The sequence below is a fragment of the Nostoc sp. genome (assembly GCF_036917465.1).
In the GTDB taxonomy this organism is placed as follows: Bacteria; Cyanobacteriota; Cyanobacteriia; order Cyanobacteriales; family Nostocaceae; genus Nostoc.
On the sequence record NZ_JBALDL010000110.1, the window covers coordinates 16,859 to 36,646 of the forward strand.

General features: G+C 42.5%; 19 protein-coding genes and 3 pseudogenes. 8 read left to right on the forward strand and 14 right to left on the reverse strand.

Going from position 1 to position 19,788, the window contains the following annotated elements; genetic code table 11:
• Positions 1 to 22 precede the first annotated feature (22 nt).
• Complete coding sequence (thiL, locus tag V7K38_RS28955) at positions 23 to 1,045, reverse strand: thiamine-phosphate kinase (protein ID WP_334863172.1); 1,023 nt, start codon at positions 1,043 to 1,045, stop codon at positions 23 to 25.
• An 89-nt stretch (positions 1,046 to 1,134) separates the two neighbouring features.
• Between thiL and V7K38_RS28960 the strand changes: the two are divergent.
• Positions 1,135 to 1,383, forward strand: a pseudogene (locus V7K38_RS28960) (Uma2 family endonuclease); the annotation flags it as partial.
• A gap of 79 nt (positions 1,384 to 1,462) precedes the next feature.
• On the opposite strand, the pseudogene V7K38_RS28965 reads toward V7K38_RS28960, so the two are convergent.
• Positions 1,463 to 3,039, reverse strand: a pseudogene (locus tag V7K38_RS28965) (group II intron reverse transcriptase/maturase).
• A 654-nt stretch (positions 3,040 to 3,693) separates the two neighbouring features.
• Here V7K38_RS28965 and V7K38_RS28970 point away from each other — a divergent pair.
• A pseudogene (locus tag V7K38_RS28970) lies at positions 3,694 to 4,053 on the forward strand (Uma2 family endonuclease); the annotation flags it as partial.
• A gap of 77 nt (positions 4,054 to 4,130) precedes the next feature.
• Here V7K38_RS28970 and V7K38_RS28975 read toward each other — a convergent pair.
• Positions 4,131 to 5,237, reverse strand: a complete 1,107-nt coding sequence (locus V7K38_RS28975) for a peptidylprolyl isomerase (RefSeq protein WP_334863174.1) — start codon at positions 5,235 to 5,237, stop codon at positions 4,131 to 4,133.
• Positions 5,238 to 5,427: 190 nt separating this feature from the next.
• On the opposite strand from V7K38_RS28975, the gene efp reads away from it, so the two are divergent.
• The 3 genes from efp (at position 5,428) to V7K38_RS28990 (ending at position 7,061) form a co-directional block, all read left to right on the forward strand.
• Positions 5,428 to 5,985 carry an elongation factor P gene (gene efp / locus V7K38_RS28980; RefSeq protein ID WP_334863177.1) on the forward strand — a complete coding sequence of 186 codons (558 nt, stop codon included), beginning with the start codon at positions 5,428 to 5,430 and terminating at the stop codon, positions 5,983 to 5,985.
• Positions 5,986 to 6,094: 109 nt separating this feature from the next.
• Positions 6,095 to 6,652, forward strand: coding sequence for an acetyl-CoA carboxylase biotin carboxyl carrier protein (gene accB, locus V7K38_RS28985; protein WP_094342112.1), 558 nt, complete (start codon positions 6,095 to 6,097; stop codon positions 6,650 to 6,652).
• A gap of 61 nt (positions 6,653 to 6,713) precedes the next feature.
• Entirely contained in the window at positions 6,714 to 7,061 is a 348-nt protein-coding gene (locus tag V7K38_RS28990) for an ArsR/SmtB family transcription factor (RefSeq protein ID WP_334863180.1), read from the forward strand.
• A 64-nt stretch (positions 7,062 to 7,125) separates the two neighbouring features.
• Here the strand turns inward: V7K38_RS28990 and V7K38_RS28995 are convergent, their stop codons facing one another.
• Both V7K38_RS28995 and V7K38_RS29000 read right to left on the reverse strand, forming a co-directional pair.
• The gene (locus V7K38_RS28995) at positions 7,126 to 7,740 is read right to left on the reverse strand and encodes a GerMN domain-containing protein (RefSeq protein WP_334863182.1); all 615 of its coding nucleotides are present in this window, start codon (positions 7,738 to 7,740) and stop codon (positions 7,126 to 7,128) included.
• Between the two features lie 359 nt (positions 7,741 to 8,099).
• Complete coding sequence (locus V7K38_RS29000) at positions 8,100 to 9,914, reverse strand: proline--tRNA ligase (RefSeq protein ID WP_334863183.1); 1,815 nt, start codon at positions 9,912 to 9,914, stop codon at positions 8,100 to 8,102.
• Positions 9,915 to 10,063: 149 nt separating this feature from the next.
• On the opposite strand from V7K38_RS29000, the gene V7K38_RS29005 reads away from it, so the two are divergent.
• The 3 genes from V7K38_RS29005 to V7K38_RS29015 all read left to right on the forward strand — a co-directional run bounded on the left by V7K38_RS29005 (position 10,064) and on the right by V7K38_RS29015 (position 12,392).
• Complete coding sequence (locus V7K38_RS29005; RefSeq protein WP_334863185.1) at positions 10,064 to 11,446, forward strand: 1-acyl-sn-glycerol-3-phosphate acyltransferase; 1,383 nt, start codon at positions 10,064 to 10,066, stop codon at positions 11,444 to 11,446.
• 199 nt (positions 11,447 to 11,645) lie between these two features.
• On the forward strand, positions 11,646 to 12,119 hold the full coding sequence (locus V7K38_RS29010; RefSeq protein ID WP_334863187.1) for a hypothetical protein: 474 nt from the start codon (positions 11,646 to 11,648) through the stop codon (positions 12,117 to 12,119).
• A gap of 18 nt (positions 12,120 to 12,137) precedes the next feature.
• Positions 12,138 to 12,392 carry a protochlorophyllide oxidoreductase gene (locus tag V7K38_RS29015; RefSeq protein ID WP_334863190.1) on the forward strand — a complete coding sequence of 85 codons (255 nt, stop codon included), beginning with the start codon at positions 12,138 to 12,140 and terminating at the stop codon, positions 12,390 to 12,392.
• Between the two features lie 226 nt (positions 12,393 to 12,618).
• Here V7K38_RS29015 and V7K38_RS29020 read toward each other — a convergent pair whose 3' ends face one another.
• From V7K38_RS29020 to cysE, 9 genes are all read right to left on the reverse strand, one after another.
• Positions 12,619 to 13,194, reverse strand: a complete 576-nt coding sequence (locus tag V7K38_RS29020; protein WP_334863193.1) for a Uma2 family endonuclease — start codon at positions 13,192 to 13,194, stop codon at positions 12,619 to 12,621.
• Between the two features lie 51 nt (positions 13,195 to 13,245).
• Complete coding sequence (locus V7K38_RS29025) at positions 13,246 to 14,397, reverse strand: PD-(D/E)XK nuclease family protein (RefSeq protein WP_334863196.1); 1,152 nt, start codon at positions 14,395 to 14,397, stop codon at positions 13,246 to 13,248.
• A 236-nt stretch (positions 14,398 to 14,633) separates the two neighbouring features.
• Complete coding sequence (locus V7K38_RS29030) at positions 14,634 to 15,176, reverse strand: (2Fe-2S) ferredoxin domain-containing protein (protein WP_334863214.1); 543 nt, start codon at positions 15,174 to 15,176, stop codon at positions 14,634 to 14,636.
• Positions 15,177 to 15,558: 382 nt separating this feature from the next.
• Complete coding sequence (gene nifT / locus V7K38_RS29035) at positions 15,559 to 15,762, reverse strand: putative nitrogen fixation protein NifT (RefSeq protein WP_334863199.1); 204 nt, start codon at positions 15,760 to 15,762, stop codon at positions 15,559 to 15,561.
• Positions 15,737 to 16,024: a nitrogen fixation protein NifZ gene (locus V7K38_RS29040; RefSeq protein ID WP_094327372.1), complete on the reverse strand. Its 288-nt coding sequence runs from the start codon at positions 16,022 to 16,024 to the stop codon at positions 15,737 to 15,739. The genes nifT and V7K38_RS29040 overlap by 26 nt, the downstream gene beginning before the upstream one ends.
• Positions 16,011 to 17,144, reverse strand: coding sequence for a homocitrate synthase (gene nifV / locus V7K38_RS29045; RefSeq protein ID WP_334863201.1), 1,134 nt, complete (start codon positions 17,142 to 17,144; stop codon positions 16,011 to 16,013). Before nifV ends, V7K38_RS29040 begins: the two co-directional genes overlap by 14 nt.
• A gap of 371 nt (positions 17,145 to 17,515) precedes the next feature.
• Positions 17,516 to 17,713, reverse strand: coding sequence for a DUF2949 domain-containing protein (locus tag V7K38_RS29050; RefSeq protein WP_094340663.1), 198 nt, complete (start codon positions 17,711 to 17,713; stop codon positions 17,516 to 17,518).
• 285 nt (positions 17,714 to 17,998) lie between these two features.
• Entirely contained in the window at positions 17,999 to 18,238 is a 240-nt protein-coding gene (locus V7K38_RS29055) for an Asr1405/Asl0597 family protein (protein ID WP_334863205.1), read from the reverse strand.
• Positions 18,228 to 19,043: a serine O-acetyltransferase gene (gene cysE / locus V7K38_RS29060; RefSeq protein WP_334863208.1), complete on the reverse strand. Its 816-nt coding sequence runs from the start codon at positions 19,041 to 19,043 to the stop codon at positions 18,228 to 18,230. Before cysE ends, V7K38_RS29055 begins: the two co-directional genes overlap by 11 nt.
• Between the last annotated feature and the right edge of the window lie 745 nt (positions 19,044 to 19,788).

Sequence of the window (19,788 nt, forward strand, 5' to 3'; positions counted from 1 at the left end):
TCATTAGAAAAATGAAAAAGGACTATTGATTAAAATGTTGAAATCCCTGGCTGAGACTCAGAATTTGGTCAGGGAATTTTTTTTGTTCATCCTGCAATCGTACTGTTGATCCGGGTGTAATGTTGCCTACGATCGCAGCATCTTTACCAAGATGTTCTACTAAGGCTAATGCTGGCTCTTGTGACAAGCAAAGCACTAATTCAAAGTCTTCACCACCGTATAGAGCATAAGCTAGCGCTTGGTCTGGTGTCAGCCAATGGTCAAAAGCTTCTGGTATGGGAATTTGTCCGCGTTCTAGGACAGCGCCAACGCCACTGGCGCGGCAAATTTGAATAATCGCATCGGCCAAACCATCGCTGCTATCTATACCAGCGATGGGCATTGGGCATGGAGATGCTAAGATTTTCTGGAGGATTGGTAAGACATCTAATCGTGGCTGTGGGCGTTGGTGGGCGCGGATTAGAGCCATGCGTTCTGCATCTTTGAGGTCTTGTCCTAATTCAGGGTGTAAGAGGAGTTCTAAGCCAGCTCTTGAGGCTCCATGAACACCTGTAACAATGATCGCATCTCCGACTACAGCAGCAGAACGGCGGATAATTTGATTAGGGTTAACTTGACCAAAAGCGGTAATTGCCAAAGTCGTCACAGGCGATCGCACCACATCACCCCCAACAATTGAGGTATTGTATTTTTGCAGGCATTCTGTCATCCCCTGGTACAATCGCTCAACCCAACTCACCCTAACTTCACCAGGGAGTCCCAACCCGACGGTAATTCCCAATGGGGAAGCACCCATTGCGGCTAAATCAGATAAATTGGCAGCAGCAGCCCGCCAACCAGCATCTTCTGGAGAAGTAGTGAGGTTGCTAAAATGCACGCCGTCAACTAGTACATCTGTAGTCACCACCAAAAATTGCTCTGGTGCAGTTTCAAGGACTGCTGCATCATCGCCGATAATTTCTGGTGGACAGAAACGCTGTAATCTTTCTAAAAGACCTTGTTCGCCAATATCTTTGACTTGTTGAGAAGATAACTCATTGTTCACAATCGGTTTTCCGTGTTGCAAAATTACGAAGAAAACTGATGATTTACTTTACTGTTTAAGATAAGTGTATCGTCTAGGAGTCAGTTGGAATGGTAACAACACCAGTAACCAGCATCACATTTGAGGAGTACTTAACCTATGATGATGGTAGCGATTTTCATTATGAACTGGTGGATGGGAAGCTAGAGTTAATGAATCCACCTACTATTGAACATTTCCTGATTGTCGATTTTCTGGATACTGCCTTGAAAGCAGAAATCAAACGTTGTAGCTCAACTTGGCTGTGCTTTCGAGAAAGTGGCGTGAGAACGGGGAGAAATAAATCTCGGTTGGTTGAGTCGATGGGGGATATTATTCCCTGCACCTCTCATTTAGATCCGTGCGTACCCGTTTCCGTGTACACGGCTCCCGATGTTCTTAGCTTGCGCTTTTGCTCATGTGCTTGTAATCGTGGCAACTCTCGTGAATTGCTTCTAGATTATTTTTCTTCCAGTTGTCGTGATTTCCATCGATGTGATGCAGGTGAACCCGTTCTTCATCGATGAACTTTAAGCCGCAGGAAGCACATCTATGGTTTTGCTTCTTAAGAGCAATAGAGGTTTCGCCATCGTAGAGCTTACTTTTACGTTCGTTCCAGTAGGCAGTATCTCCGTCATAGGGGGATTTAATTCCTTTGACCATGACGTGTTTATTTTCGGAGTAGGAAACTGCTGGGAATGCTTTGTCTAGTAATTCCTTGCTAGAGTAGCGATTTTTCTTGGCTTCCTTGTTAAATACCGTATAAGCTCTTTTTTGGATGTGGTATAACGAGTTTCTAGACCCGTCCATTTTGCAGAACTTATGGTAATTTCTCCACCCTCTAACTACCGGGGCTAATTTCTCAGCCTTTGTGGTAGCACCATAATTCGAGTTGTTGACGATGTTTTTTACTTTCTTGCGAAAAGTTTTGAAGTTGTCCATTGAAGGAATACTTCTAAACTTTCCGTTTTTCTGGACTTTGAAGTGCCAGCCGAGGAAATCAAACCCATCTGTCGCGGCGGTAACTTTGGTTTTCTTTTGGCTTACATTCATTCCGCGTTTGCGGAGAAACTCGCTGATTCTTTCAAGTATCTCTGTCGCGTCATCTTCGGGTCGGAGTATAATAACCATATCATCCGCATATCGGACTGATGTTTCTCTGATATCCTTGGTTGAGGTTTTATCAGTGATTCTGTAACTTTGCTGTGCGTGGTATCTGTGTATACTCTCAATCCAGTTGAGTGCAATATTTGCTAGTAATGGGCTGACCACTCCCCCTTGTGGGGTTCCCTGTTCGGGGAATTCTGGGTTAGTTCCTGCCTTGAGGCATCGGAAGATACCGAGTTTTAAGCCTTTGGGGGCGATGAGTTCGTCCATTATTGCTGAGTGGTTAATCCTATCGAAGCATTTTTCGATGTCGAGTTCGATAACTCGTTTTTCTATTCCATTGGCTTTGGAGCGAAGGTTGTTAAAGATGTACGTTTGTGCATCATGGGCAGAGCGCCCAGTTCTGAACCCGTAACTCCGTGCGTGGAAGGTGGCAACGCGCAAGCTGGTTCAAGTGCATATTTTGCAAGGCATTGCCAGGCTCTATCCGCTATGGTCGGTATTTTAAGCATTCTGGTAGTCCCATCCTTCTTAGGAATGGGGATTTATCGTAAACCTTGGTGCTTCCAATCTCCGCTCTTAGCTCTTAACCATTCTTCTAGATAGAAGCGTTCGCTAAAAGTAAGAGATTTCTTCCCATCAATACCAGCCGTCTTTTTACCAGCATTTAGCTGAGATACTTGTCTTATTGCAAGAAATCGAGCCGAGGTTGATTTTAGAATAAGCTTTTGGAGTGACCTAGCTTTCCGCTTGTCTCCAACTTGAACCGCTTTGTACACGCGCTTTTGAAGGCGGAAAAGGTTACGGCGGAATTTCTTCCAAGGTAGGGCTTTCCAAGATTCACTAGTTTTATAACTGTGTCTAATCATTTTCTCTTCTAGAGTTTGTGTATTCTGAACACCTCAGTCCAATTACGGACTGTCCTACCCTAACTGTGGGGATTCCTCCGCTCGTCTGGTCTACCTGAGATTCGACTGTCTCAAAACCCACAGTTAGTTTTTATTCGTTCCCTCGGAGAGATTGATGAGCCACTGCGTTGCGGTGAGGCAGTCCGGTCTTGGGGGTTTCCCCCATGAGGAACTGCCGAACCCGAAGGGGGGTTCCCCCCGTTGTAGCATGTGGCGTTGTTCCGTTAGATGCAGCCAATTCGACTACTGGATTCCCTGGACTCTTGCCGTTATCTCGTTCATAATTCGGCGGGAATAAGCTCCAGTTAGGTCAGGGATTTTGCGTTGCGCCCTTGCCCCACGATAAGTCGCTTTTCTAGGCTCTGTTTCATCATAGGAACTCCCTGTTAGCGCCAGTGTCAACCCGCAACGGTTGTCTGATTGCGCCCTGTTCCCAGCTTCACTCTACAAGAATCGAGCTTGTTCGGTGTGGGCAGGTAAGGAGTCAATTCTGAGTCTGAATGGCAAGACTTGCACTTGCATCTGACCGAGAGTTCAGCCTTTTGGTGACAGTAATCTGCTGTCGGGCTGGATTAGTTATTTACGGACTGAATACCGTGATTTTACTAATCAACGAATCGCACAAACGATTCGTGTGTAGTGACAGTGGAGCAAGCCAGAGAATTGTTGAATACCTCAGCAGTATTTCAGTCACCGCCGTTACTAATTGTCGAGGTGGTTAGTCCAGAGTCGGTGAAACGGGACTATCGTCATAAGCGTTCTGAATATGCGGCTTTAGAGGTTCTTGAATATTGGATTGTAGATCCACTGAAAGCAAAAGTTTCGGTGTTACTACTAGAAGATGGATTTTACGAAGAAACAGTTTTTACCGCTACTCAGGAGATTGTATCACGGACTTTTCCAGAAATGGCGATACCTGCGGCACACTTCGTGAACGCAGTTGATCGAGTGTTTGCTGCCGGAAATCTAAATTAGGGGAGTTAGGAGAGACGCGATTCATCGCGTCTGTACAAGAGTTAGGAATTATTTTCTCCCTGCTCCCTGCTCTCTTCTTATGCAGCTTGCGGCTCAACCAGATTTTCTATTCCCTGGACGACTTTTGCCGATTCAATTTTGTCACCCGCTTTCAGTTTATCCAAAACTTCCCTGCCTTCGGTGAGATAGCCAAAAACCGCATAACGACCATCCAATAAGTTGCGTCCGGCGGGGGTGAGTTCTGGGTCAAACAAAAAGAAGAAGAATTGCGAAGAACCACCATTTACTTCACTTTCGGGACGAGCCATTACCACTGCACCAAAGGCAGAAAAAGGTAGAACTGGCATATCAATGTAGCGACCAGCTTCTTCTAGCGTAATGCCATAAGTGGGTGCTTTATCACCCTCAACCAAGACTTCTAAGGGAATAGCCCGATATTCGCCCGTCTTGGGATCAATGTAACCCACATCTTTCCCGGCGGGATCTCCAGTTTGCAGAAAGTAAGATTCTTCAGAACGGGTAAATTCCAAGCCATTGTAAAAACCCTTCTGTACCAAATCAACAAAATTACCAGCAGTGACAGGGGCGCTATAACCGTCTACGACAAGGGACAAATCGCCTTTGTTGGTTTTGATTTTTACAGTGGCATGACCTTTAAGTTGTGGCAGGTTGCTGAACTGGGCAGGTACTTCAAAGGGGAATTCTTTCACCATTGACTCTTCTAGCTGAGTCACGAGATTCAGAAGTTTGCCTCTATCTTGCAGAATTTGTTCTTTATCTTTGGTGTTCGCCAATTCTTGCAATTTATCCACCCCAGATTTCAACTCGGTAATCCAAGCTTCAGCTTGGGGTTGGCGTTCTGCGGGAACACTTGTTAAGATTTGGGAGGGTTTATCGAGAATACGCGATGCTTTGCTGATGTCTTTGGAAATAGCACCCCACCGCCGATTTGCCCGCAGTTGGGCTGAGATGTCTTCTAAACTGGCTTGTAGTTGCCGTACAGGTTTGTTATCTATTGGGAGTGCATACCGCAACAAAGCCTTGCCATCGGTAATTGCGTTGCCAGATGGCAATGCGGCGCTACTGGAGGGAGTCCACCCAGCTGTAGTTATGCCTAAAAATATTGTTACCAGCAGTATTGCCATTAGGCTGTTCTTCAGCCAGGATTTTAATAAGTTAAGCATGGGATAACTCAAATGCAGCATTAATTTGTTGACTGGACGTAACCCATAAATAATCTTCCCACGTTAAGGGCTGAGTGGATCAGAGGTCTAGGGCAGGGGAACAAATGACAACTAACTAATGACAAATGCCCAATGACGACTCTAGAAGGGTACAATAAATGCCGATTGTCTTCCAAAATTTGAAAGTTTCATGATCTCCAGTAACGACTTTCGACCCGGTGTTTCAATTGTATTGGATGGGTCTGTATGGCGAGTGCTTGAATTCCTACACGTCAAGCCAGGTAAAGGTTCTGCTTTTGTCCGAACTAAGTTAAAAAATGTCCAGAGTGGGAGCGTGATGGAAAAAACGTTCCGAGCTGGGGAAACTCTGCCCCAAGCTACTCTAGAAAAAAGCACGATGCAGCATACCTATAAAGAGGGCGATGAGTTCGTCTTTATGGATATGGAAACCTATGAAGAAGGTAGATTGACCCGCGCACAAATTGGCGATCGCGTCAAATACCTGAAGGAAGGTATGGAAGCTGAAGTTATTAAATGGGGCGAACAGGTTCTAGGAGTAGAATTGCCTAAATCTGTGGTTCTGGAAATTATCCAAACAGACCCAGGTTTAAAAGGTGACACTGCCACCGGTGGCTCAAAACCCGCAACTTTAGAAACTGGTGCAATTGTGATGGTTCCTTTGTTTATTTCTCAAGGAGAACGCATCAAAGTTGATACCCAAGAAGATAAGTATATCAGCAGGGAATAACTTTCATCTCTACGGAGATGCTTGTTCCCGATTGAAATCCCTACATAAGGATTAAATCCCTGCCACACTTAAGATGCTAATTTACGGATAGGTCGAGGTAATAAAAACTGTGCCATTGGACTTTAATGAAATCCGCCAACTATTGGCAACTATCGCTCAAACAGATATTGCAGAAGTTACGCTCAAAAGCGATGATTTTGAACTAACAGTCCGTAAGGCTGTGAGCGTCAGCAATCAGATGTTGTCGGTAGGTCAACCGACCTTCGGCGGTGTGGTAGGTTCGGGCTTGACATCGGGTTCATCTGGAGGAAACCAGACGAACACGAGTCAGGTAACGGAGGTGTCCACATCTCGCGTGTTTGAGAATACTGGTAGTAGCACACAATTGCAGGTATCAGTAAATCCTCCCTCAATCATCGACCAGAGATTAGTAGAAGTGCCTTCCCCAATGGTGGGAACGTTTTATCGCGCTCCTGCACCTGGGGAAGCGGCATTTGTGGAAGTGGGCGATCGCATCCGCAAGGGTCAAACAGTCTGTATCATTGAAGCCATGAAGTTGATGAATGAAATCGAAGCCGAAGTCTCTGGCCAGGTGATGGAAATTCTTCTCCAAAATGGCGACGCTGTAGAATATGGTCAACCTTTGATGCGAATTAACCCCGATTAAGTATTAATCTATATATGAAGTGAGTAATTGTTAAAACTTCAGTCCTTGCGGGTTAATCCTGATGAAACAAACGTTGCCTTTACCGCCAGAAGTGGTGCAACAAGTAGCTGAATACTTCAGCCTGTTAAGTGAGCCGATGCGCTTGCGGCTGCTCCACTTATTACGGAATGAAGAAAAATGCGTGCAAGAATTGGTAGAGGCAACACAGACTTCTCAGGCAAATGTGTCAAAACACCTGAAGGTAATGTGGCAAGCAGGTATCCTTAGCCGCCGCAGTGAAGGAACTTGCGCCTATTACCGGGTGGAAGATGAAATGATTTTTGATTTGTGTAATCGGGTTTGCGATCGCCTTGCCACAAGGTTAGAAGAACAAGCCCGTAATTTTCGTGTATTAAATAGTAAACGGTAGGTCAGTTGTCATTTGTCCTTTGTCCTTTGTGAAAAAGCAATGACCAATGACTAATGACCAATGACTAAAGCTGATAATTTTTGTCAAAGCTTTCACGAGTTAATGGCTGTTGTAACTCTAGACCTTCACCACCTAAAACATCCAACGGTTTGCCGTTCACGTCAATGTACACCTTGGCTTTGGGATTTAAAGTTGTTGCAGTATAAACAACTTGTCCCACACGTCCCATCATTGATGTGCTACCGCCACCACTGGTAAAATCTTCAGATAAATTAACGTGAACCTCGTCATTTTCTGACTTCAGTCCTAACAGTTTAGTTCCTTTGGGGATAGTTGTGGAACCCGTCGCTTCTGTTGTTGGCCCTGCTAACAAACTTTGGAAAGCTGCTTTTAAAGGCTGGTTGGGTAGTATAGAAGCGACTTTAACAGGCTGGGGAACCAAAGCAACATTTTTGTCTTTTGGTGTGAGCCAATAAACATTAGGGGTTTGCTCATTAGCTGGCTGCCTAGTTGATGGCTGTGCCGGTTGAGCGATGCGTTCAGAGGGGTTTGACGGTGTAGGAGTATTGTTGGAGTGGGAGGTAAACCAAGCCACACCGCTACCCACCGCTACAACCACTGCTGAGACGGCGGCAATTGCGCCTGAAGAAATACGATTAGATCCTTGTTGGTCTTTCATGTTCAAAACCTTCCTAACTGAGGGCTGATATGGTAGTTATGTGAGGAGCAGCCTGGTTAACGACGATACTTATAAGTTTAGAGTTTCCACAATTTAGAGAAGACTTACTTTATGCCTCTTAATTCTGCAAGTCACAAATCCAATTTTAGAATTTTTATTTCTAATCCGTCACCTACCAAATTATGTAAATCTCATTCTTTCTGGAGATGATTGAAGATTAAATTTATAAGCGCAAAGGAACGCGAGTATTTCTCACAAAAGTCCTGAGTGTTTAGTAAAGAACCCTCTGCGTAAACCTTTGCGCCCCTACCCTGCGGGAAGGCGTTCGCGTAGCGTCTCGTAGAGAAGCGCCTATGCGTTTAATCTTTACCCTCTATTGCTTCCGTAATCCATTGTTTGAGTGTCGCTGTAACTTCATCAATGACAATTTCTTGAGATTTACGGGTGGCTCTTTCTACAACTTCGACTTTGCCATTAGCGATCGCTCGTCCGGTTACAATTCTATAAGGTATGCCAATCAAATCAGCATCTTTAAATTTCACTCCCGCTCGTTCATCGCGGTCATCAAGTAAGGTTTCAATTCCCGCTTGATTGAGTTCTGTGTAAAGTTTTTGAGCGATTTCGATTTGTTGAGCATCCTTTATGTTAGGAATTGTGACGATCGCGTGATAAGGTGCGATCGCAATTGGCCAAATAATCCCATCTTTATCGTAAGATTGCTCTACGGCAGCTTGTGCTAACCGCGATACACCCACACCAAAACAACCCATAACTAGCGGCTTCTCTTCGCCCTGTTCATTGGTATAAGTTGCACCCATCGCTTGAGAATATTTAGTGCCTAATTGGAATATATGACCGGCTTCAATTCCACGGGCGCTTTGTAAGGTTTGTTCTGGGTTATGGATGGCGCGATCGCCTGGTCTGGCTTTACGAATATCTACTACTCGTTCTGGTAACTTAAATTGCTCACCCCAATTAGCACCAACTACGTGATAACCAGCTTCATTCGCGCCTGTAACAAAGTTTTTTAAATCGACGGCTGTTTGATCCACCAAGCGCAAAAACTTGGGATGAATCTGTTTATTAGCCGTAATATACTCATCTCCAATATCTGGCGCAATGTAGCCTAAAGGTAGAGATTTAGCTGTCCATGTTTGCTGGGCTTCTACATTTGGTACATTTAAACTAATAATAGTTTTAGCGCCATACCCAGAAGCTAATTTAGTCAATTCATTTTGCAATTTGACTTCATTAACTTCCTGATCGCCTCGGATATTTACCAGAATTAACACCGTTATACCATTATCATAAACTGTCTGATAAAGGACATTTTTCACCAATTGAGTGGGAGAACATTTGAGAAGTTGACAAACCTTTTCAATGGTTTCTGTTCCAGGTGTATCCCGTTTTTCGTAGGTTGTAAACCGTGAAGTTTCGGCATCAATTGGTAAAGAAACAGCCTTTTCTACGTTAGCGGCGTATTTACCATCCTCAGTGTAGAGAACTTCGTCTTCGCCAGCTTCCGCTAAAATCATAAATTCTGTGGAACCTGAACCACCAATTGCACCAGAATCAGCTTCCACCGCCCGAAAAGCTAAACCAGAACGTCGCAGCATATTGCTGTACGCTTTATACATATCCTGGTAAGTTTCTTTGAGGCTGGCTTCATCGGTATGAAAGGAGTAGCCGTCCTTCATGATAAATTCTCGTCCGCGCATTAAACCAAAGCGGGGGCGAATTTCGTCGCGGAACTTGGTTTGAATTTGGTAGAGATGTAGCGGTAGCTGACGATAAGAGCGAATCATATCACGAGCGATCGCTGTGATTACTTCCTCATGAGTTGGGCCTAAGCCTAATTGTTGCTCACGGCGGTCAATTAGGGAAAACATAATCCCCTCAGCTTTGGTGTAAGTGTCCCAGCGTCCCGATTCCTTCCATAAATCAGCAGGTTGTAATTGTGGTAAGAGACATTCTTGTGCGCCTGTAGCGTTCATTTCTTCCCGCACAATCTGGGAAACTTTTTGCAGTACCCGCCACATTAGCGGCAGATAAGCATAGATACCACTACCGATGCGACGAATGTAGCCTGCACGGAGTAATAATTTATGACTGGGAATCTCAGCATCAGCTGGATCGTCCCGGAGTGTAACGAATAACATTTGTGACAGTCGCATCGTTTATAGCCTTTCTTTGATCGCTAATTTCTATGTCAACTAAAGTATGAAGTATTAAGGATGAAGTACAAAGTACACAGCGTTATTTATTTTTCAATTTTACTTATAGCTTTCCGCCTTTTTTTATTGCAACTTTAGGAGAAACTACCTTGGCAGATGTAATTTATCAAGCACAAGCACCCTTAGAATTTATTCCTCCAGCGTTTAACCCCCTATTGCTACGAGTCGTCCATCTGTTGCTACCCAGTTGGATAAAATGGCAAACACCCATTACCAAAATTGAAGCAGACAACGTAGAGGTTCTGGTGGATCTCTATCGCCAGTTTCAGGAGGGTAAGATCCGTTTTATGCTGGCATTTCGCCATCCGAAAACAGACGATCCATTTTGTTTAGCCTACTTGTTGTCTCAACTTGTACCAAAGGTAGCGCGATCGCAGGACACAACACTACAACTTCCAATTCACGCTCATTTTATCTACGATCGCGGCATTCCTCTATGGGCAGGTTCCCACGTCGGCTGGATTGCTTCTCGTTTAGGTGGGACTCCGATTCAGCGAGGTAAGGCTGACTGGACGGGGTTACGTTCGGCGCGTGACTTGTTTGCCAATGGGCAATTTCCGATGGCTGCTGCGCCGGAGGGTGCAACCAATGGTTTATCGGAAAATATCAGCCCTCTAGAACCCGGTATCGCCCAATTAGGCTTTTGGTGTGCTGAAGACTTGCACAAAGCTGAACGCCCCGAACAGGTTCTAATTGTACCAGTTGGGATTAAATATAGTTACGTTGATGCTCCTTGGGGTGCGATCGCAAATCTTTTAAGTGAATTGGAAGCGGCTAGTGGTTTACCTGTGAATTCAGCAGAAAATGCTTCAATAGAGTCGCTTTATCCCCGGTTGTTAGCCTTGGCAGAACATTTACTTTTGTTAATGGAAGAATTTTATACCCGATTTTATCATCAAAAACTGCCAGATCCCAAGATTGTTGCTGGGCAAATTCCAGATAGAAATGAAGCGTTAGCAGTTCGTTTACAAGCTTTATTAAATGCAGCGCTGTTAATCTCAGAACAGTATTTTAATTTACAGTCAAAAGGTAGTTTGAGTGACCGTTGTCGGCGAGTAGAACAAGCAGGTTGGAATTATATATTTAGGGAAGAATTTAAGGATGTAAAAGGAGTATCTGCTGTTGAAAGAGCTTTAGGCGATCGCATTGCTGAAGAAGCAAATGCGCGGATGTGGCACATGCGTTTAGTAGAAAGTTTTGTGGCAGTTTCTGGTAATTATATTCGAGAAAATCCCACAGCAGAAAGGTTTGCTGAGACGACTTTAATTTTATGGCAAATGATTGCTAAAATCAAAGGCGATAAAGGTGTACACCGTCCACAATTGGGTCAGCAAAAGGTAAAAATAACTGTGGGTGAACCTATATCTATTTCTGAGCATTACCCGGCATATAAGGAAAATCGTTTGGCTGCTAGACAAGCTGTTGCTGATGTGACGAACGATTTGCAACACGCATTGGAAAGATTGATTTGATTGGATGGGGAGGATATTTATCTCCCTCACCATTGCAGTATATAAAATATCTTTAACTGTTAATTGCCATGTGACTAGGTAGTTATTTATAATCTATGAATCTGAAACCTTGCTACTAAAAGTTTATACAACTTAATTGACTACCATTGGCTCCTATAAGGTAAAAGTCCGAATTAAATCGGCAGTCGAGGAAATTGCTATGCTTTCTCCAGCTAAAAAAAATGAGATGCCTACTAATTGGTCTTTTAACTGGTTGAATTTGTGGCAAAATACCGATTTTGAATGTCAAAACATCGTCAAACTTGTTTATAAGGGTAAAGTCTGGGGATTAGTGCGATATGGTCTTTATCCTTATCCCGGCTCTCCAAAGTTTTTAGAAATAGAACAGATAGAAGCTCACCCTACAAGTCGAGGAGAGGGGGCTGAACGCTTCATGGAACCAATCGGCAAATGGTTAATTTGGTATGCAAGCAAGGTTGGATTGGAGTTGTGTCAAACAGAAACAGATAAACCGCTAGTTGTCCTGGTTGCTCTAGATACGGCTGTGTCTATAGTAATAAGGTGCAGATGGAGTATCTGGGGGCTGTCACAATCGCTCCGGGAGAAGATGGATATGCTTTTAGATTCTTGCGGAAAGCAGCCGCATCCTTCTGTGATCAACAAGAAAGCTTAAGAGGAGTGCCAAAGTTATATGGCCAGTAATACAATAAAAGCCGGGTCAAAAGTTGTTATGACTCACGCCCAAAGGCAAGCTTTCCTGAAAACGTCTCCTTTGGGACAACTATTCGGAGTAACACATTTACTACCTGAAGTAGAAGATTCAAAAAGCTACAACCATACTTTAAGTAATCAAGCAAAATTGGTAGATGTAGATATATCATTCTCTAGCAAGCATAAGTTTCAGTATGAGATGTTAGAGCCTTACAGAAAAGGTCGTGGTAAATAGTTGAGAAGTGTATCTTGGATGCATCTCTATCACTCAAAGGTTGAAAAAATTTCATCCCAAACAAAGACAATGGTAACAGTGTAAGTAGTAAAAAAACACTTTAGATAAATCTAGAAGCAAATAATGTAAAGATTAAAGACACCATTAATGGCGTCTTTAATCTTTTTGACCACTTTAAATTTTTATCCGACAAAGCATCAATCGAGTAATTCACCAATCTCATACATTAACCTGGAAATACTTTAGATAAATCCAGAACTAAATCAGGAAAATATGGCAGAGTAACTGATTCATTTTGCAGAAAAATTAACTTGCGGCGACAACCAAATTTACCTTGTAAATCTTTATAAGGTTCGCTGTAAGATTCTAGGTAGTTATCTACTAAATTAAATATCCAATAGTCGGAAATACCAGCTTCCGCATAAACAGATAATTTTACATCTTGGTCATATTTTAAAGTGGAATTAGAAATTTCAATTACCAGCAATACATCGGAGGGGCTAGGATGACCTTCTAAATAGTCATCAGGACGATTTCGGACAATGACTAGATCGGGTTCGGGTTCGCTGTCATCAGGTATAATAATTGGTTCTTGTCCTCGAAGAATCGCCTCTTCTAGAACCAGCTTGAACAACTCCCGATATAAGCGGGTGCTGCAAACAGAGTGCGCTGTACCTTTTGCTGCCATCTGGATTATTTCACCCTTAATTAGCTCAACTCGGTCATTCTCCTCAAAGAAGCCGAGTTCAGCTAGACGGTGATATTCAGCTATAGTAAAGCGTTTAGCAGTGGTAAGGCTCATAACAACTACGAGAATGCAGAGTTATTTTTATCTTAATATAGCTATAGCTGATTAAAGTTGTGTGATGGAGGGTGGTGAGGTGTCTGGATCTTTTTCTTTATCAACTTCTGTAACTGTTTCTATACTTACACCCTTCCAAGGGAAGTTAAAATCTGGCTGAATATTTTTGAGTTCATTAATGGATTTCAAGAAGAAATCTTTAATAGCAGATAGTTGGTTTTCTTGAGATAAAAACTCTTGTAGGCTTTTTCGATAAAAAATAGCTGACCAATCTGGCAAGATGGTTAAATTCTCAGGAGTCCATATATCAGGCTTCTTGCTAACTACATTATGCATAGATTTAATAATTTTTGGGCGTTCTCCAAAAGTAGGAGAAACCTCCAAAAATATACCTAAACAGGGATATTCGGTGAAACTATCTGGATTTAAATTAAAGAATCCAAGACCACACCAAAAATTATCGCCTGAAAACTTAGTATAGATAATATATCTACTGCGCCATCTCCATTGAGTCATACTTGCTGCGCCTTTGATAACACCTCCAAAAACTAGCTTGAATTCGTGTTGTACTTCTTGGCTGAGGGTTGATTCCATAAGACTGAGAGTTTTGTTAAAATTCACCATTGTCAATAAGTCAACTGATGAAAATTGATTTGTGCTAGACATTCCGTTTCTCCTCATGAAAGTTAATATTTCTTGGGCTAAGATATCAGTCGCGTGTTGTTGTAAGCGGTCATAAAATTGATGCCACCTCAATTGATAAAAATTTACCTTTGGTTCTAAATTAAATGCTGGAGTTTTGATTTCTTTTGGATCATAATCACGGGTGATGTAAATCAAAATTCGATGTCTGACATTTGGTAAACTACTCAAAATATCAGCATATTTTTTTAAGGCATTTTTACCATCATTAGAGCCGACTTTTGATTCAGTAAATATTACATCTGTATTTAAACCATCTGAGAGTTCAACTACAATGTCCAATCTACTATCTTCAGTATGGCTTTCAAGTTTTTTGTGTTCTTGTTGGGTTGAAATCTTGATGCTGGAATAATTATCATCACTAATGATTGAGTGATGTTTTAACCAATCAATTAAAATATGATTATTCAGGGATAAAAAATAGGCAACAATCTCAGTAAAAAAATCTTCAAGCGGCTTGTTTGCTGAATGTAAGTTGAGTAAATTGCTAAACAAAGACATTGATTTTTAGCTATTTAAGATATTGGCGGAAAGTCTGCCTAAAGAGACTCCAGGAATTTGAAACCCACGGAGGTGGGTTTTGTCTGTATAGCCGCGATTTCTAATCGCCACGGTAGTTATAACTTAGCCGATCGCAGTTTGACAAGATTACTGTATGATACTTACAACAAATAGGGGTAAAATTTTACCCCTACAAAGTTGTGTATTTTTTTAAGAAAAGCTAGAAAAGGTTATTACTATTGGGTTAAATGACTTTCTAGCAAAGATGCGATCGCATCAGGATGAATATTCTTGTATTTCTTTTTACCAAGGTGTAAAACACAGTTGGGAGCGCTGCTACAGCATTTTTGGCAACTTGTATGTTCAATCGTAACTTTGTCTAACAAACCGCGATCGCACAAAGTTTTTTCTAACTCTGATAATAACCCTTTACCACCACGTTTCAGACAACCGCCCTTTTGACATACCATAATCCTCGCTTTGGTTTCAGGCGGTAAATCTTCCTTGGGACACCCATTAATTGGTGTTACCTGATAGGCTTTAATTTTAATTTCACTTGTACGCGAATCTATCTTGCTATAACCACAAACGCGAATTTGCTGCCCAGGAACTAAGGATGAACTTAGAGAACGGCGCAACTCTTTAGACAGCTTAATTTCCACATTTCCAGATGGAATTGCCAATTGCAAGTATTTATATTTTCCTGATTCACCACCAACAAAACCTAGTAACTGTCCCTCAAGGTTCAATTCTGATAACGTCAAATTTTTGTCACCCATGATTGATAAAAAGTTATTGGGGATTGGGGATTGGGGATTGGGGATTGGGGATTGGGAATTGGGGATTGGGAATTGGGGATTGGGGATTGGCGATTGGGGATTGGGGAGTGGGAATTGGGAAAGTATTGCTAAACCACATCTATCTTGAAACCTGTAGTTCATCCCTAATGAAAAGGATTTGCCCTCATCCCCCAACCCCTTCTCCCAGACTTGGGAGAAGGGGAGCCAGAATTTCAAAGTCCCTCTCCCAATTTTGGGAGAGGGATTTAGGGTGAGGGCAAAAACTACGGTTCTCAACATAGATGAGGTTTAAATATTTATTTCCTATTCCCCAGTCCCCAGTCCCCAGTCTCCAGTCCCCAGTCCCCAATCCCCAGCACCCTTACACGAGGCGTTTAGCTTCTACTGTTTGAGGTAAATTTGCTGCATCTGGCAAATCACGAAATTCTAATTCCCAACCATTAGCTAGGGTGAGAATTTTGCCATCACTTCCATCGGTTTGTTTGACGACTTCTTCTTCAAGGTCTTTTTTAGCAACGTAGACTACTAAAGTACCGGCATTATTCATGCGTAGCATTACTTTCATGAGATTCCTCAACAGATTCTAGTTCTTTTTTCATACAGCCGACGACGAATCCTGTTTCCAAGAAATGCACAGCATAAATATAGGAAGTCTGCAAATATGTCCCTATACTCGCTATGTAGCCGATATCTCCTTTGTTCACCAAAACTTGCCCAACTTCTTTACCAGGAAAGGTTCCATCGTTTTTGAGCAGTTTCCGAACTCTGACTTTTTCACCAATTTCAAAAGCAGGTGGCAAGTTTAGCTCTAATTCATCGCGTTGCATGAGAGTACCTCTGTTCTCTGACCAAATTCAATAGTTCTTCTGTCGTCAGGCTGCGTTTTTTCTGTACCGATTGATGGCGCACTGCGTCTAAAACAGATTGGGTTTCTTGGGGGTTCAAGAAAATTCCATGCTGTTCTAGCAAGTTTGAAACCAAATGCCGTCCAGAATGTTTACCTAATACTAAACGCCGTTCCCAACCCACCTCTTCAGGTGCAAACGGTTCGTAGGTAATGGGGTTTTGTAATACCCCGTGAGCATGGATGCCAGATTCGTGAGCAAAAGTATTTTCGCCAACGATCGCTTTCCAAGGTGGTACGCTAGCACCTGATGCGGCTGCAACTAGTTGAGAAAGTTCTACCAAACCGGGTGTGTCGATGCCTAAATCAACGCCATAGATGCGTTTGATTGCCATGACAACTTCTTCTAAAGCTGCATTTCCTGCCCTTTCACCCAATCCGTTGACTGTGGTATTCACTGATAAGGCTCCGGCTTTGATACCCGCAAGGGCGTTGGCTGTTGCCATACCAAAATCATTGTGGGTGTGGATTTCTAGGGGAATCATCAAAGCTGAAACCAGTCGCTTAACCTTGGTGTAGGTGGTGAAAGGGTCGAGAACTCCTACGGTATCGCAGAAGCGGAACCGGGATGCACCCCATTCTTGGGCATAAAGCGCTACATCTAAAAGGAAGTTTTCATCCGCTCTTGAAGAATCTTCGCCGCCGACTGCTACCCAAAGACCTTGATCGACAGCAAAGCTGATGCAGTCTTTGAGTTTTTGCAAACTTATTCGCCATTGACCGTGGAATTTAGCGGCGATTTGGATACCAGAGACGGGAATGGCAATATGCACCCGGTTAAGTCCGCAAGCAATAGAAGCCTTAATATCTGAGATGACAGCGCGGTTCCAGCCCAAGAGTTTTGCTTGTAAACCCAAGTCAGAAATTGCGGCGATCGCACGGGTTTCTTCGTCACCCATTGCCGGTATACCGACTTCTAATTCAGGTATACCAATAGCATCGAGAAACTTAGCGATCGCAACTTTTTCTTCTAGGGTAAAAGCAACACCTGCTGCTTGTTCGCCATCACGTAATGTAGTGTCATTAATTATGATTTGATTCATTGCAAATATCCCTCTCTTGGAAGTATTCTTAATATCTTTTCTCTCTACAATCCCCAGCGATGGCAAATGCTAAAAATATCACAATTCATAATGTAGGATACATGATCCTTAATTATTGACCTATTAGCAGCATCACATCTGTATGACAGGGAACTAAATCAATGTATAATTTACTAATCGTTTTTACCGATGTCAGTTGTAATTTGTTCGAGTAGCAATGAACTAATGTAACTATTAGCAAATCCTGAACAAAGTAAAACACATAATCCAGCAATTAAGGATGTAATCATCTTCGTAACCTCAGATTTTATAGAGCATTGGTGTGTAATTTCGGCAGGTAATGGGACTCAGAGGTACAGGGGACAAATTCGCTAACTGTGTTCTGCTAGCCAATCAAAAATCTTTCCTAGTTGCTCCAAATCAACTAAACCATACTGCCAGAGGAGCATCGGTAATGGGCCATTTTCTAATTCACGGTGTCGCAGAGCTACAGCAATATCAGCATTTGAAAGTTCAAGTTCGTTTTGCAAAAAATTGAGGAGTTTTATATCTCTGTTCCGAGTCGCCATAAATGATTGAACTTTCAATTTCTAATTTGGGAAAAGAATTAAAAATCATAATTTCCAATTTTTACTTGGAAGTTTTGGCTTTTTAATTGTTGCTAGATGTCAGGGAATTTTTAGATTTACTAGAGGAAATAAAATCTAAATCCCATCTAATCCATCTCAGTCTGCAATAAATTCTGCAAGTATACAGTAGCTTCAAACTCTAAACTTGTTTGAGCTTTGTGCATCTATGAACAAAAAGGATAAAGTGCAGCCATTTCGTCATGAATTCAAGATTAATAGACGCGATTAATCGCTATAAATCCAGCAACGCTCTAGCCACTCTAATAATTCCTGACGAGAACCGAGAAGTTGCATAACTGTACTGCGAATTAGAATTGCTTCCACCAAATTATTCACTTGCACTCGTAAAGAACCATCGGGAGGACAGCAGCTCTTTATTTTTAACTCTTGCAATCGGTGATAGATTTGCCAGCGATCGCTCAAAGGTATCTGCAAAACTTGATCGCCTAGAAGGTCATTTGTCATTTGTCCTTTGTCCTTTGTCAGTTGTCAGTTGCCATTCGTCCTTTGCTAATGACTGATGACTAATGACTGATGACTCTTGTCTTAAAATTTGCAGTTGTTTTTCGAGTTCTTCAACGCGCGAGAGCAAAGAACGAATCACGGTTGCTTCCATATCGGGGAGCTTTCCATGTTCTAAAGGAGAAAGGCTGGCGTTTTGATTTCGGGAAATAATTCGACCGGGAATTCCCACAACTGTGCAATCATTGGGGATATCTCGCAAGACAACGGAACCTGCACCAATACGGACGCGATCGCCAATTTGCAGATTACCCAAAACTTTTGCACCCGCCCCAATCACTGCATTTTTCCCCACTGTGGGATGACGCTTACCAGTTTCTTTACCAGTTCCGCCAAGGGTAACGCCCTGGTAAATCAGCGTATAGTCGCCCACGATCGCAGTTTCGCCAATGACAACACCCATTCCGTGGTCGATAAACACGCCCTGGCCAATCTCTGCACCTGGGTGAATTTCAATTCCTGTCAAAAATCTCCCCAAGTGAGAAATGAAACGGGGGATAAAACTCACACCTCGACCGTGTAACCAGTGAGCAAGACGATGCAAACAGAGTGCGTGCAATCCTGGATAGCAAAACACCACCTCTAGCCAGTTCCGTGCTGCGGGATCGCGCTCAAAAATAATGCGAAAATCACTCAATAATGGCTCAACAAAATTGCCAGAGAGGAAATTTTTCAGCATGGATGTATGTGCAGAATCCTGCTTTTTGGTAGTTGGGCAATCGCTAATACTGTCTAAAGACTGTTGCATCGGTAATGTCTAGCTGGTAGAAAGAGTCATCTGCTATTTTTATGCTTATATCAGGTGACATTCAACTCGATACCAAACTCAATGCTGATTGGATTTATTGGATTGATTAGAGTTGTACTCAAACGCCAAAACCCCGACTTAACATAAAGTTAAAATTCGTCTGGGGTTAGGGGTGCTAGTATTTAACGGTAGGGGTACTAGTATTTTTGGGGCAGGGGTTAATAATTTCTGTTCATGCTACAAGAAACTTTACCCGTAAGCCTTTGCTAAGATTTTGTCAAGATATTTTGCGATATATTAAGTTGTACTCAGATGCACTCAAGCATGGGTTATATGAGGCTAGAAATAGATTTTCTGTATATCTTACTACTATTATTATTCTATTATTGAGTTGAGCGAAAGACAGATTTCTTTATTTTCTTTTAGGATTTGATGTCTGTATGCAGATATACCTTTCAAAATATAGTTATCGCTCATCGTGACTGTTTTCTTATTATATAGATGTGTGGGAATAGCGATTGCAAAATCTTAGAACAGCATAATAGGTAAATGTTCTCATAGCGCCCCTATCCAAGAAACCTGTAGAAGTGGATTCATCCAGTTCAAATACTCGTCAACGGAGATAAAAGGTGGATTCATCCAGTTCAAACACTCGGCGACGGAGATAAAAGGTGGATTCATCCGGTTCAAATACTCGGCGACGGAGATAAAAGGTGGATTCATCCAGTTCAAATACTCGGCGACG

Excerpts from the sequence above, each read along its gene's own strand:
- nifV (WP_334863201.1), bottom strand. The coding sequence starts at position 17,144 with ATGAATCAAATCATAATTAATGACACTACATTACGTGATGGCGAACAA.
- V7K38_RS29025 (WP_334863196.1), bottom strand. The coding sequence starts at position 14,397 with ATGTCTTTGTTTAGCAATTTACTCAACTTACATTCAGCAAACAAGCCG.
- nifT (WP_334863199.1), bottom strand. The coding sequence starts at position 15,762 with ATGAAAGTAATGCTACGCATGAATAATGCCGGTACTTTAGTAGTCTAC.
- cysE (WP_334863208.1), bottom strand. The coding sequence starts at position 19,043 with ATGCAACAGTCTTTAGACAGTATTAGCGATTGCCCAACTACCAAAAAG.
- V7K38_RS29030 (WP_334863214.1), bottom strand. The coding sequence starts at position 15,176 with ATGGGTGACAAAAATTTGACGTTATCAGAATTGAACCTTGAGGGACAG.
- V7K38_RS29000 (WP_334863183.1), bottom strand. The coding sequence starts at position 9,914 with ATGCGACTGTCACAAATGTTATTCGTTACACTCCGGGACGATCCAGCT.
- V7K38_RS29050 (WP_094340663.1), bottom strand. The coding sequence starts at position 17,713 with ATGGCGACTCGGAACAGAGATATAAAACTCCTCAATTTTTTGCAAAAC.
- V7K38_RS29010 (WP_334863187.1), top strand. The coding sequence starts at position 11,646 with ATGCTTTCTCCAGCTAAAAAAAATGAGATGCCTACTAATTGGTCTTTT.
- V7K38_RS29055 (WP_334863205.1), bottom strand. The coding sequence starts at position 18,238 with ATGACAAATGACCTTCTAGGCGATCAAGTTTTGCAGATACCTTTGAGC.
- V7K38_RS29040 (WP_094327372.1), bottom strand. The coding sequence starts at position 16,024 with ATGCAACGCGATGAATTAGAGCTAAACTTGCCACCTGCTTTTGAAATT.
- V7K38_RS29015 (WP_334863190.1), top strand. The coding sequence starts at position 12,138 with ATGGCCAGTAATACAATAAAAGCCGGGTCAAAAGTTGTTATGACTCAC.
- V7K38_RS28995 (WP_334863182.1), bottom strand. The coding sequence starts at position 7,740 with ATGAAAGACCAACAAGGATCTAATCGTATTTCTTCAGGCGCAATTGCC.
- V7K38_RS28975 (WP_334863174.1), bottom strand. The coding sequence starts at position 5,237 with ATGCTTAACTTATTAAAATCCTGGCTGAAGAACAGCCTAATGGCAATA.
- efp (WP_334863177.1), top strand. The coding sequence starts at position 5,428 with ATGATCTCCAGTAACGACTTTCGACCCGGTGTTTCAATTGTATTGGAT.
- V7K38_RS28990 (WP_334863180.1), top strand. The coding sequence starts at position 6,714 with ATGAAACAAACGTTGCCTTTACCGCCAGAAGTGGTGCAACAAGTAGCT.
- V7K38_RS29020 (WP_334863193.1), bottom strand. The coding sequence starts at position 13,194 with ATGAGCCTTACCACTGCTAAACGCTTTACTATAGCTGAATATCACCGT.